This is a genomic window from Alphaproteobacteria bacterium SS10, assembly GCA_019192455.1.
GTDB lineage: Bacteria > Pseudomonadota > Alphaproteobacteria > TMED2 > TMED2 > TMED2.
On record JAHCML010000006.1, the window covers coordinates 151,635 to 165,284 of the forward strand.

Genomic DNA, 13,650 nt, shown 5'->3' on the forward strand with positions numbered 1-13,650 from the left:
CCATGCCAACCACAATTCCGCTGCCAACCCCGCTCAATGACCTGACGCCGGGCGATCTTAGCGCGATCAGTTTCGATCTGGACGACACGCTGCACGACTTCCGTGGTGCCTCAAAGGCGGGCATGGATGCGGTCTATGACTACATCAGTGAGATTTATGGGGTCCCCCAGCCAAGGCTTGAGAAGGCCTATGGAGAAATCCTGGCCGAGGCGCAGTCCCATCATTTTGTCACCGACAAGCCTGCAAAGAAGTACCGGGAAGCCAGGTTTGAGAAGCTGCTGGATGCCTTCTCAATCATTGGCGTTCGAGACCTCGATCATTGCCTGACGCTATATCAATTCAGCTTGGATCAAGCGACGCGACCGCTTGACGGTGCCGGTGAGGCCCTTAAAGCAGCAAAGGACCAAGATCTGATGGTTCTGGTCATCAGTGAGGGGCCGCATGATGCCCAAACCCACGCATTAGAGCAGCTTGGTTTCTCAGGCTTGGTCGATCACCTGATCACCAGCAGTAAGACCGGGAAGAGCAAAAGCGACGGCCTGTACCAAGCAACAGCAAAGCGCCTGCGGTTAGAGCCAGCAAACATTCTGCATGTTGGTGACAATCCGGATCGGGATACAAAAGCCGCTGAACAAGCGGGCTGGAAAGCCCTTACGGTTCACGCTGCGGAAGAGAAGGCAGGCCCCCGAATTAACAGCCTGACTGAGTTAGCAGCTTGGTTGAGCCAAGCCTGAGCCGTTAGCGGTTTGGACGACGTCGGTGCGGGGCCGATGGCTGATCGCCGCCATGCACAACCTCAAGCGCAGCTTTCTCAACGCCGGCTGATACATCACCAATCCGGGCCATGCTGTTGTCGAAGGGTTGGAACACCCGCCCCACCAGATCATTGAAGCAGCCATCGATATTCGGGGTGTGATCACCAGTTAGGCCGGGAGAGCCCAACAGGCTCGACCCCAGGGCCGTGGTGTCGCGCACCGCTTTGGCGTCCAATGTTTGACCCTCAATGGTGATCGAGGCCCAGGTGATATTGCCGAGGGCTGCATCAGTGGCGACGACAAAGCTATGCCGCTGCCCCTTCTGGCGGCTGATCTTGTATTTCACCATCTCCTCGTCTGGCCGGAAGCCAGCAATAGCGCGATGCTCTTGAAGGTCGATTAGCCGCTTCAACTCACGGATCTCATTGCGGCGCCTAGTTCGGTCCGCCTGACGGGATTGGCTGGCTACCTCTTCTTGATAGGCCTCCAACTGGCCCTCAGCGCTCAAACGCTCCCGAAGTGGCCGACCGCGCAGTTTATCGATTTGATCTTCAACCGCATGCCAAGCCTTGCGTAACCAGCGATGGGCTGCATTACGGGGTTCGCCCCCTTTAATCTCCGCTCGCTTCTCTTTGAACTCACGGTTCTTGCGCTTTGAGTCTGTCTTGGCCTCTTCCGTGCGGCGCTGGCGCTGGCACTCCACCAGATCCAAAACCTCCTGCAGCTCAAACTCTTTCAGCCAACGTCGATCCGGCGTGATGCCGACCCGGACACCGCCATAGGGCACCTGAAAGAACCCACCAGACTTATTGTAGTGGTAGCGCTTGTTCCGCCGGTTGGCGGTGCGGGGGTCCGTGATGACGTTGCCGTCATAATCCTTATTGGTGAGCGCCTTGCCCGGGGCAGGTTTATGCCACCAGGTGCCATCAGCCATCTGGCGATACCAATGATAATCATTGCCCGGTGACACAGCGAGAAACACCAGATAGTGGCCCGCCTTCTGCTTTGGGTCATTGCCGATTGGTGTGAAGTTATCGGTAGCCGCCTTCTTGGTGATTTCCTTAACCGATATCTCACGCAGATAGTTGAATTGGCGGTCGCCGGGCTGCGGGCCATAGGTATCGACATGACCCTCAGGATCGTCGGCGGCGAACGCAAAGCAATTCGTCGTCTTATCGACGTCCGGCCGCGCCCAAATCGTTGGGTCGAACGGCGGCATCTCCTCAGAGAGAGGCTGCGGAATTACGTTGCGGTTGGCCATGGTGCCAGAGATAGCACAACTGAATGAAACTAGGGTTGTCGTGTTTCAATAGCTGCAGACACAACCACGCATCAAGAGCGGGCTCTATTCTGCGGTTTCTGCGTCCGGAATGGTCACCGTCTGGCTGTAGACCGGAACCATGGTCAGCTCCCGACGCGGGGAGTACAGAATGCCGACCACGCGATGGGTGATGTTCTTAATTGGTAGCAACCCGTGAAACTGGGCCCGGCTATCAAGCGAGTTATCCCGGTAATCGCCCATCACATAGACATTGTCACCGACGATGCGGAGGTTGTCTTCGTTATGGTAATTGCCGGTTAGCGAACCGGTATGCACCGTTTCAACGGTCCGTTCCTCCGGATCGAGGCCGGTCGGCCAGGTCTCCACCGCACGCTTAAAGGTTAGGCGCAAGCCGGGCCGCGGCTCCCAAATATACGGGTCGGTATCAACCCGCTCCACCGGTTCACCATTCACGATCAGCTGGCCATCATCGATGGTTAGGTAATCACCGGAGACTGCCACGATCCGTTTGATCCAACGCTCACCCGGCTGTTGCGGATGCCAATAGACCACGATGTCCCCACGCCGTGGCTCATAGTTATTGAGCTCACCACCCGTCGCCAAGACGAGGTCGGAACTCCAAAGTGTTGGGAACATGGAACTTGATTCCACACCGACCACGGCGGGACCATCAACAGACGCCGCAACGCGTTGACCAGCACCAATCGCGATAATGACAGCCAGATAAATCCAATATCGCTGATAGCGGGCAAGATGGATTGGTCGTGGCTGCCGGGCGGCGACAAAACCGGCCACGGCCATCCCGATAAGCCCCTGGCCAATAAAGATGGCGAAGTAAGCAAAGAACCCGGCAAAGCTGGCCGTCCATCCGGCAACAAGCCAGATAGCCAACAGTACTTGGATCGCAATGAATGGCAGGGTCAGCCTTGGGGTGCCGGTGTATAGGAAGGCAGATATCGGGGATAGCAGCGCCAAAAAGACAGCGATCCAGGCCCGGCGAGGTGGTGGAAGGCTTGGGTCTTCGACGGCAACCTCATCCTCATCGATGGCGGTTGCCCCCATATCATCAACACGAATTGCGCTATCCCCCATAGCCGACCTGTACCTTCAACACTCTAAAGCCCAGCGAGAGATATGACGTGATTCAACCGGCCTGCAAGCGCAGGCGATCAATCACCTCATCAAGATCACCAGGCATGGGCGATGAGCCCAAGCTATGCCCGCGATCAGCATCGAGGCGGGTTTGATTGAAAAGACTACCGATCGATGGCGGCACAGCAGGCAGAACAACAGCAGCCTGAAGCGCCAGGGCGATCAGCTCTAGCGCCCGTCGTCCATAACGCTGATCCATATCGGATACGGAATCCAAAACAGGCGCCAGGCGCTCCAAATGGAGGCCAAGAACCGGATGGGCGTCGGCGATACCCTTCAGGTAACTCATTAAGGCGCTACCAAGGCTGCGGTCCTGGCGCAGCAAGGCCAACGCATCATCGCAGAGTTGGCCGCTAACACTGTCATTCACACCCTCTAGCCCCAGCCCACCATCGACCAAAGCAACAAAGGCGGCGGCACCATCAAAATCCAGGGCACGATCATGGTCTGAGCGGGCGTGGAAGCCAACCACATCCATTGCTTCGGTTACGGCCATTGGAACCCGGCGCATCAACCAATACTTCGCAGCAAGGGCGCCTAGATACTGCAGCTGCGGATGCGCTGGTGGTGTGTCCAACCAACCCGCCAATTGCATTGCCATGCGCATCGCCGCCTCTACCTCAAGGCAGAGATCAGCGATCGTTTGCTTAACCGATAGGTCTGACAGCTGGCTTTTACCGCCCTTAGTCCGATGGGCCGAAACGTGGAGCAATTGGGTCAGAAGCTGCCGCTGAATGGCCGCCAGCACCACCACCTGGTCCGTCATCAACCGCTGATGCATTGGGTGAATGACAGCGAAGCCCTGGCCCTCTTCCCCGATTAGGGTCGCGAAGGCGCCATGAAACTCTAACGAGGCAACCGCTTCCGGTGCGTCCGTGAAGGCGGGCGTCAGACTTTGGATCTGAATGCGATTACGACTGCCATCTGGCCGTTGTTTTGGCACCAAGAAACAGCTGGGGCCTAGCGGGCTTTTCGCGAGCACGATCAGGGCATCAGCCTGGGGTACTACCGCCCACCATTTGTGTCCGGTCAATTCAAACGCCGCACCACCGCCCGCACCACGACCCGATATTGGCTGGGCAATGGTCGCAAAACCGAGCTCACCGCCAGCAGTGGCGCTAACGGCATGTTTCTCGGCAATTGCCAGGCCTAGTGATGCGCCATGGTCACCTGACCCTTGCGCCGATTTACCCAGCTCACCAACAGCAGCCAGTGATGGAAAACATGCCTTCTGAACGGCCTGGCCAGCTTGCTCCAGAACACTAAAGCCAGCATGGGTAACTGAGATTGGCGCAATAACCGACGGCGCCACTTGGCCCAGGGTGTAGAGCATAGCCGCACGGGCGGCGTGCACCCCATCGCGGTTATCAACTGCGGTTAGGCTGTGAAGTCCGTATTGGCGCGCCGTGGCTGTTAGCTGGCGCCAAGCATCAGATTGGTGGATGCCATCAATCCGGTACCCGGATCGGTCAAACTTCTGAAGCCTTGGGGATTCTCGGCGCTCTGCCCAGTCAACACCCTCAGCAGCCATGATCGCGCCTACGGCCTTGGCCCTAGGTTCAATCCAGCGCCCGCCCGCCTGTCGCAATACGTCCACCAGCAACCGGTCGGCCGTGAACAGATTGCCCACGTCCATGACAGGCACAGGGTTGCGCACGTCGTCTTGCGGCAAGGCAAGAAGGCCATCAATCGGCGAAACAGCCTTAGCTTGATCAGAAGACGACATAACGGATGCTAATAGGCCTCAAAGAGACTCTGAGAACCAGGCGACACCGATCAGCTGATAGTCGGGAATATTGGCCTCAACAAACTCACGCTCAGACTCTGAGCTGGTGAAGAAATGGACACCGGTCTTCGGCTCGTAAAAGCGGTAAACCGGATCCATTCCCGGGCCTTGGAAGTTGCTGACCCGGAACTGTGGTCCCTCACTAATCAGGGTCGGCACATTCTCAGAGATAAAGGCGCGCTCTTCGTCGGTCGTCGTGTACAGGTAAGAGCCGTTGAACGGGTTGTAGTATCGGAACACCTCAACTGAAGCTGGGAAGAACGGATCGCTCGTCTCAAACACCGGCGCCAGATAGATGATGTTCGGATCACTGGCGACGAAGTTGTCTCGCTCCGCCTCGCTTGAGGTGTAGATGTGAACGCCTGTCTGCTGGTTGTACAGGCGGTAAACAAACTCATCATCCGGCAGATCTGACGGCGGGTTCTCAGTCGGCCCAGAGAGCGGCGGCTCAATCGGCACGCCTGGCAATGGCAGCGGGAACAAATTCACCGGCGGTGTCGGCGTCGGGTCTGGCGTTGGATCCGGATCCGGTGTTGGGTCCGGGGTTGGATCTGGATCTGGGTCTGGGGTTGGGTCTGGGGTTGGGTCTGGGGTTGGATCTGGGGTTGGATCTGGATCCGGGTCGGGCCCAAAGATATTCCCGACGATCCCATCAATCCAATCTTGGAAGAATGAAACCCGCGTATCGAAAGAGAACTCACCAAATGAAGAGTTCAGCTGACCATCAACATCAGGTGAATTCGGACCAGTAAAGGTCGAACCACCGGAAACAATACCGGCCACCTGTCCGTTGATGAATGTCGGTCCGCCACTATCACCCTGGGTTGAATTAACCTCTTGTTCGCCCAGGCCCAGATTAGCCAAACCAAGAGAGCCAAAGGCATCGTTCTCTGCGTTACCGTTATCGAAATCATAGAACAGCAGAGAACCGTCGGGCGTCGGATCGCCAAAGATATCGTTGAAAGCGTTACCATTCGGTAAGGTCGCGCCATCAATCAGCTCATAGGTGTTGAAACCCGTCCGCTTTGTAAGGCCGCTACCAGGATCTTGAGTGACAGAAACCTGGCCACCATTACCGGTGCCAGCAACGCCATAGCCGACAAGCTGGAAGGTTGAATTGACCTCGCTTGTGCCGCGGTAGAGCTCAACCCCAGCATTTGGCGCAGTCTCTGCCAGGCGTAGCAATGCGATATCATTGGCAGAGCTGTAACCAGTTAGCGGGTCAGGATTGTAGTCTGGGTGAATAATTACCTCAGTAACACCGATCCCAATGCGTCCTTCGGGGAGATCGATCGCGACCGACATCTGAACCGGGTCTTCACCAAAAATCACGTGAGCGGCGGTCAGAACCCAGTTGCCATCGCCCAGGATCACGCCTGAACCACGCGAGAACTGGTTGAAGACGCCAACCACAGAGTCAAAGCCCGTTCCAGGCTGGACCACATAGGTTGGATCAAACGGATCGTTAGATGGAACCGAGACGCGCGCCTGCGCATCATTCAAACTGGACATGGCCTTCCCCTAGACCTGGATTACCCGCACCGGCTAGCCATGCCGGTGATGATTGAGCTCTGCTCAGCTCAATAACCTAACGCACAGTAGCATAAGTGCGGGTTTGAGCGGAGCCATCACGCACTTAACTGTGAACAGGTGCGGCGTTCCGGCCATACCTGAAATGGCTCAATTCAGCTCTTTAGCGCGTTCGCGCAGCACATATTTCTGCACTTTACCGGTCGATGTCTTGGGCAACTCGCCGAAAACCACCTTCTTAGGCGCCTTGAAATGGGCCATGTTCTCACGGCAATGGGCGATTAGGCTGGCCTCATCCAGAGAGCTATCGGGCTTAAGCGTGACAAAGGCACAGGGCGTCTCGCCCCATTTATCATCTGGTCGTGCCACCACGGCGGCCTCCATCACCGATGGATGATCATAAAGCACCCCCTCAACCTCGATAGTTGAGATGTTTTCACCGCCGGAAATGATGATGTCCTTTGACCGATCCTTAATCTCGACATAGCCATCGGGGTGGCAAACGGCCAGGTCGCCAGTATGGAACCAGCCACCCTCAAAGGATTTTTGGGTCGTCTCCGGATTTTTCAGGTAGCCCTTCATCACGATGTTCCCGCGCATCATGATCTCGCCCATTGTCTGGCCATCGGCGGGAACCGGCTCCATCGTCTCAGGGTCCAGCACGGCTAGGCCCTCAAGGACGGGGTACGCCACACCCTGCCGGGATTTGATCGTGGCCTGGGTCTCGATACTCTCCCCATCCCATTCAGGCTTCCAAGCACAGACGGTCGCTGGTCCATAAACCTCGGTCAGGCCATAGACATGGGTGACCTCAATCCCAAGCTCGGCCATCTCTCGTAAAGTGGCGGCTGGTGGGGCAGAAGCCGCGGTCATCATCTTCACGGATTGTGAAAACTCACGGCGTTGATCCGCCGTTGCATTAACGATCATCGACATAATGATCGGCGCGCCGCAGAGATGGGTCACACCATGATCAGCAATGGCATCATAAATGGCCCCAGCCTCGATCCGGCGCAGACACACATGGGTCCCCGCCATCATGGTAATGCCCCATGGGAAGCACCAGCCATTGCAGTGAAACATTGGCAGGGTCCAGAGATAGACGGGAAAATGCGGCATCGGCCAGGTCAGTGAGTTGCCAATCGCATTCAGATAGGCCCCGCGATGATGATAAACGACGCCTTTCGGATCGCCGGTCGTGCCAGAGGTGTAGTTGAGCGCAATTGCCTGCCACTCATCATCTGGCATCGACCATTCGGCGTTCGGATCACCGGTTTCGAGGAAAGCCTCATAGGTCGTCGAGCCAACTCGCTTGGCGTTTGGCAGGGACGGATCATCGATATCAATGACCAGAATTGGCCGCCCGATTAAGTCCAGAACTTCTTCTGCTAGTTCGGCAAACTCTGGGTCGACAATCAGTGCCTTAGCCTCACCGTGGTTCAAGATAAAGGCAATCGCATTGGCATCTAACCGGACATTGAGGGCATTGATTACAGCACCCGCCATGGGGACACCGTGGGTCGCTTCAAACGCGGCCAGGATGTTTGGGGCCAATACGGACACCGTATCCCCAGCACCAATGCCAGCAAGGTTTAGGGCGGAAGCAAGCTGACGACACCGGGAATAGGTCTCAGCCCAGGTGAAACGGCGATCACCATCAATCACTGATATCCGGTCCGGATGGATGGCAGCCGTCCTTGGCAAGAAGGACAAGGGCGATAACGGCTGATAGTTCGCTGCGTTGGCTGACAGATGGGCGGCGCTGTAGTGGCTGTCGGTTGGGTGGTGCATTGATGAATCGCCGATCAGTTTTTTTGTGATTGGCGGCAGCTTAGTGGTCAACGGCACCGGCGGTCAAAGCTATCAAGCTAACGTTTAGAAGCCCTTACCCCTTGTATTCCAAGGCATGCAGAAATCTCTAAGCTGAGATTTGTTACGATAGGGTTTCATATCCTTGATACGTGTTATATGTATTAACCGTGATTTTGGCACTTGTGGGGTAGTGCTTAATCGCAAAGACATTGCAGATTGGCAGTGAAGCAAGCTGGCTATGGGGGCCAGAGCGTTATGTCAAACAAGGCCGCTAGATATGTCGCGCGAGACGATGTCGTCTCTGAACGCGACCATATTGCGTATGGCAGCATGATCCGTGCGATCCTGCTGGACGACGCCACGGCTGTTGCGCAGCTTGCTTATGAAGTTGGCGACGTAAACCAACTCGATGATACCGGACGCTCCGTCCTCCATATCGCGGTTATGCACCGACGCGACCGTGTGCTCGCCCCACTGCTGTCGGCTGGTGCAGATGCCAGTATCGTCAATGAATACGGCCTAACCCCACTTGGCCTGGCCCTACAGGATGGTGCTGAGACCATTACCCGGATCCTTAGCCAGGCAGAAACCGAGGCCGAGGCGAAACCCAAAACCGTCTCTGATCCCGCTGGCGATCTGGTGCCCATTGCCGTCAGTAATGACAAATCACAAGAGCCGGTCGGCAAGCTGCTATCAATGAGCATCCGCATTAGACCAGAGAAGCGTTACGCCAACCTGCGGTCTAGACCGGACGAGACCGCACGGATCGTAGCAACGGCAGTGCCGGCCACCCAGATGACCGTCATCGGCGTTTCCACCACCTGGGTTGAGGTCGAACTTGAGGCGGGCGCACGAGGCTGGGCCCACCGCACCTGGCTGGACCTACCGATCCCCGAGGATGAGCCGCTCACCGCCGATGTGTGATCAGCATAAAGCTTCCCTACTCCGCCGCTGGAACCTCAGCGCGTCCGTCATCCTGACCATCTGATCCAGCCACCTTGGGCCCTGGCTTATCGAAACCCAGTGACGTCAGGGTCTTGCGGATCAAGACATAGAAGACCGGCGTGAAGACGAGACCAAACACGGTGACGCCAATCATGCCGAAGAAGACGGCCGTGCCCAGCGCCTGACGCATCTCAGCCCCAGCCCCTGAGGCAATCAGTAGAGGCACCACGCCAAGGATAAAGGCGAAGGACGTCATCATGATCGGGCGTAGCCGGGTTCGGCAGCTCTCAATCGCGGCCTCAACGATCCCCTTCCCGTTTGCCTCTTCCTGCTTGGCGAATTCCACGATCAGGATGGCATTCTTACAGGCCAGGGCTATCAAGACTATAAAGCCAATCTGGGTAAGGATGTTGTTGTCCAAGCCAAGCAACTGCACACCCGCCAGGGCGGAGAGCAGGCACATCGGCACGATCAAGACAATCGCCAGCGGCAGTGACCAACTCTCATACTGCGCAGCCAACACCAGGAAGGCGAAGAGCACACTAAGCGCGAAGATGATCAGCGGGTTGGTATCGATATTCACCTCTTGATAGGCGAGATCGGTCCAGGCGTAGCTGATGCCTGGCGGCAGGATCTGATCAGCCAGTTCGCCCATCCGTTTAATCGCATCACCAGAGCTGACGCCCGGTGCAGCATTACCCTGCAACTCCGCTGCCTGATAGATGTTGTAGCGTGGCACCCGCTCTGGTCCCGCCTCATACCGGAACTCAATCAACGAGCCGAGGGGCACCATGGCGCCGGTAGTCGAACGCGTCTCAAGGCGGCGGATATCTTCCTCAACCAAACGGAATGGCGCATCGCCCTGGGCGCGAACCTGGAAGGTACGGCCAAACAGGTTGAAGTCATTCACAAAGACGGAGCCGATATAAACCTCCAGCGCGTTGAACACGTTGGAGACCGGCACGTTCAGTTTCTCCGCTCGCACGCGATCCACATCGATGAATATCTGCGGTGCGTTCGCCTGGAATGGTGAGAAGACAGCAACAGAAGAGCTGTCCTGCCAGGCGGCAACCATCAGGTCCTGGGTTGCCTGGTTCAGGACATCAAGCCCACGTCCCCGACGATCCTGGATCATCATCTTCCAGCCACCGGCATTACCAATGCCCCGCACCGGCGGTGGCGGCACAACAAAAACATTGGCATCCAGCACCGACTGAACCTTCTGATTGGTTTCAGCCAAGATGCGATTGGCCGTTAACCCCTTTGGCATCCGCTCAGAAAAAGGCGCGAAGGCAGAGAAGACGGCAGCGGCATTTGAGGCATTGGTGAAGGTGGCGCCGTTAAAACCAGCGAAGGTAGCGGTGTGAACAATCCCATCGGTCTCGAGCATCAGCTGCTCAACCCGCCTCGTCACCTCATCCGTTCTGGCTAGGGAAGCACCAGCGGGCAGTTGAACCACCGTGATGATGTAGCCCTGATCCTGTTGCGGGATGAAGCCGGTCGGCACGCGCTGGAAGTTCCAGGCCGTCAGCGCGATCAAAACGGTGTAGAGGACCAGCATGACGGCCCGCCCCTCAATCACCTTCGCGACCAGCCACGCATAGCCGTTGCTGAGCTTATCAAAGCCCTTATCAAAGGCCCTCGCCGCTTTTTGCAGCAGGCTTAACTTCTTCGCCTCCTCATCACTGCAATGATGCTCCTTCTTCCGCAGCAGGATCGCGCAGAGGGCCGGGCTAAGGGTCAGTGAATTGATCGAGGAGATAACCGTTGCCGTCGCAATGGTCAGGCCGAATTGCTTAAAGAACTGGCCGGTAATGCCCGATAGGAAGGTGGAAGGGACAAAGACGGCAACCAGCACCAGCGTGGTTGCAATTAGCGCGGTTGCCACCTCGGTCATGGTCACATGGGTTGCGGTTCGTGGATCCTTACCCTCGGCGATATTCCGTTCCACATTCTCAACCACCACAATGGCATCATCGACCACGATCCCAACCGCCAGCACCAGACCAAACAGGGTTAAGTTGTTGATCGAGTAGCCAAAGGCCTGCATGACCGCCAGCGTGCCGATCAGGGACACCGGAATGGCGGCAATCGGCACAATCGCCGCGCGCCAAGAATGCAGGAAGATGAGCATCACAATGGTGACCAGGGCCACCGCCTCGGCAATGGTGCGGAGAAGTTCGGCGATCGACTCTTCAATGAACTGGGTCGGGTTATAGATCACGTCATAGCCGACACCTTGCGGGAACCCTTCAGAGAGTTCCTCCATTGTTGTCAGCACCTGATCGGCGGTATCCAAGGCGTTCGATCCTGGGCGTTGAAAGATCGCCAGGGCAACGGCTGGTGAGCCAGATTTGTAGGAGTTGTTGACGTAGGATTCCGCCCCCAACTCAACCCGGGCCACATCTTTGACCCGCACCAGCTGACCATCATCGCCGGTCTTCACAACAATCTCTTCGAACGCCTTAACGCTATCGAGGCGACCGCGCAGCTGTAGCTGTGTTTGGAAGGCTGGTGGGTTGGCAACCGGCGGCTGTCCAAGGGCACCGCCCGCCACCTGTACGTTCTGCTCACGCAAGGCGGCGACCACATCACCCGTGGTCAGCGACAGCTCCCCCATGCGCTGCGGGTCCAGCCAGACGCGCATTGAGTAGTCGCGAGCACCAAACATGCGCACCTCGCCGACCCCATCAATCCGGGACAGGACATCGCGCACCTGAAGCAGGGCGTAGTTGGAGATATAGAGCTGATCCCGGCTGTTATCCGGGCTCTCCATATGCACCACCATCATCAGATCGGGGGAGCTCTTACGGGTCGTCACACCCAGCGCGCGCACCTCTTCAGGCAGGCGCGGCTCAGCCGTCGCGACGCGGTTCTGAACCAGAACCTGCGCATCCTCCAGATTGGTGCCGAGGGCAAAGGTGACTGTGATGCTCAACTCACCAGAGCTGGTGGATTGGCTGAGCATATAGATCATGTCCTCAACGCCATTAATCTCCTGCTCAAGCGGAGCGGCCACCGTATCGGCGATGGTCTGGGCATTCGCCCCCGGATAGGAGGCGGAGACCACAATCGTCGGTGGGGCAATCTCTGGATACTGGGTCATCGGCAGCGCGTTGAACGCGATCATCCCCACCACAATGGTGATGATGGAGAGGACCGCAGCAAAGACGGGCCGATCAACGAAGAAATGGGAGAAGTTCACGGCCGGCTCTCCGCAAAGACGTCGCGGATTTCACCGGGCTCCGGCGTGACTGGAGCGCCAGGGCGGACACGCTGCAGGCCGTTGATCACAATCCGCTCACCCGGCCTCAACCCTTCTTCGATAACCCGGAACCCCTCAATCAGCGGGCCAGTTATCACCGGCCGGGCTTCAGCCACATCACCCTCACCGATTACATAGACAAATCGGGTTGTCTGGTCGGTGCCAACGACGTCATCGGGGACCAGGATCGCCTCAAACTCATCGGTGGCCGGCACCCGAACCTTGGCGAACAGGCCCGGGATGAAGGTACCGTTGGGGTTATCCAAAACAGCGCGGAGGGTGACCGTGCTGGTCTCAAAATCAAAGCGTGGCTCAACGAAATCGACTTCACCCTGATTGATAAACTCAGTCTCATCAGCCAGCGCTAAGGTTACGCGGGTCCGTTCGGCATCGCCCTGATTGGCGGCCACCCGGGCAAAACGAAGGTAATCCGCCTCGTTCACATCAAAGAAGAAATAAATCGGATCTACCGAGGAAATGGTGGTCAGGAGGGTGGCATTGGCCGTCCCACCGCTGATCAGGTTCCCGACAGTGACCTGTTCCCGGCTAATTCGCCCAGACACTGGCGCGCGGATCTCGGTGAACTCAAGGTTCAGCTGCGCCTGGCGCAGCGCTGCTTGTGAGGCCTGAATACGAGCACGGGAAGCCTGTTCAGTCTGCACTCGCTCATCAAACACACTCTCAGAGATGTTACGGTTGGCAACCAGCTGCTCAGCCCGCTCACGTTCACGGATGGCTAGGCGTAGGGCCGTTCGCTCCTGGCTCAAATCCGCCTCAGCGCGATCAACGTCGAGCTGGAATGGCCGTTGATCAATAACGAAAAGCAGGTCGCCCGCCTGAACCACATCGCCAGGCTGGAAATTGATGCTGTCGAGATAGCCGCTAACCCGGGCGCGTAACTCAACAAACTCCACCGCTTCAAACCGACCCGTGTATTCCGCTTCCTCAATCACATCGCGGACGAGAGGCTCGGCAACCGTGACGGTAGGCGGTGGTGGTGCCCCACCGGCTTGCTGTTGGGCCTGATCCTCACACGCCGTCAGGGCGACAAGGGGCAGTGCCAAAAACAACGCGGCACGGATGGGTGACGGCCAGATCGAAAACATAGCGTGGGATCTCTTTC

Annotated in this window: 9 protein-coding genes; 2 read left to right on the forward strand and 7 right to left on the reverse strand. The window is 57.3% G+C overall.

Features of this window, described 5'->3' with window-relative positions; genetic code table 11:
- The first annotated feature begins 2 nt into the window (after nt 1-2).
- Nucleotides 3-734 carry an HAD family hydrolase gene (locus KI792_10775; GenBank protein ID MBV6633499.1) on the forward strand — a complete coding sequence of 244 codons (732 nt, stop codon included), beginning with the start codon at nt 3-5 and terminating at the stop codon, nt 732-734.
- A gap of 4 nt (nt 735-738) precedes the next feature.
- On the opposite strand, the gene KI792_10780 is transcribed toward KI792_10775, so the two are convergent.
- The 5 genes from KI792_10780 to KI792_10800 form a co-directional block, all read right to left on the reverse strand.
- Nucleotides 739-2,016 carry a hypothetical protein gene (locus tag KI792_10780; GenBank protein MBV6633500.1) on the reverse strand — a complete coding sequence of 426 codons (1,278 nt, stop codon included), beginning with the start codon at nt 2,014-2,016 and terminating at the stop codon, nt 739-741.
- 84 nt (nt 2,017-2,100) lie between these two features.
- Nucleotides 2,101-3,129, reverse strand: coding sequence for a signal peptidase I (gene lepB / locus KI792_10785; GenBank protein MBV6633501.1), 1,029 nt, complete (start codon nt 3,127-3,129; stop codon nt 2,101-2,103).
- Between the two features lie 52 nt (nt 3,130-3,181).
- The gene (locus tag KI792_10790; protein ID MBV6633502.1) at nt 3,182-4,915 is read right to left on the reverse strand and encodes a hypothetical protein; all 1,734 of its coding nucleotides are present in this window, start codon (nt 4,913-4,915) and stop codon (nt 3,182-3,184) included.
- 18 nt (nt 4,916-4,933) lie between these two features.
- A complete protein-coding gene (locus KI792_10795) occupies nt 4,934-6,487 on the reverse strand; it encodes a trypsin-like serine protease (protein MBV6633503.1) in 1,554 nt (517 codons plus the stop codon).
- A gap of 168 nt (nt 6,488-6,655) precedes the next feature.
- A complete protein-coding gene (locus KI792_10800; GenBank protein MBV6633504.1) occupies nt 6,656-8,296 on the reverse strand; it encodes an acyl-CoA synthetase in 1,641 nt (546 codons plus the stop codon).
- A gap of 276 nt (nt 8,297-8,572) precedes the next feature.
- Between KI792_10800 and KI792_10805 the strand changes: the two genes are divergently transcribed.
- Nucleotides 8,573-9,241 (forward strand): SH3 domain-containing protein, encoded by a 669-nt coding sequence (locus KI792_10805; protein ID MBV6633505.1) that lies wholly within the window; start codon nt 8,573-8,575, stop codon nt 9,239-9,241.
- A gap of 16 nt (nt 9,242-9,257) precedes the next feature.
- On the opposite strand, the gene KI792_10810 is transcribed toward KI792_10805, so the two are convergent.
- Together KI792_10810 and KI792_10815 are read right to left on the reverse strand one after the other, a co-directional pair.
- Nucleotides 9,258-12,467 (reverse strand): efflux RND transporter permease subunit, encoded by a 3,210-nt coding sequence (locus KI792_10810; GenBank protein ID MBV6633506.1) that lies wholly within the window; start codon nt 12,465-12,467, stop codon nt 9,258-9,260.
- The gene (locus KI792_10815; GenBank protein MBV6633507.1) at nt 12,464-13,633 is read right to left on the reverse strand and encodes an efflux RND transporter periplasmic adaptor subunit; all 1,170 of its coding nucleotides are present in this window, start codon (nt 13,631-13,633) and stop codon (nt 12,464-12,466) included. The genes KI792_10810 and KI792_10815 overlap by 4 nt, the downstream gene beginning before the upstream one ends.
- Nucleotides 13,634-13,650: the final 17 nt, after the last annotated feature.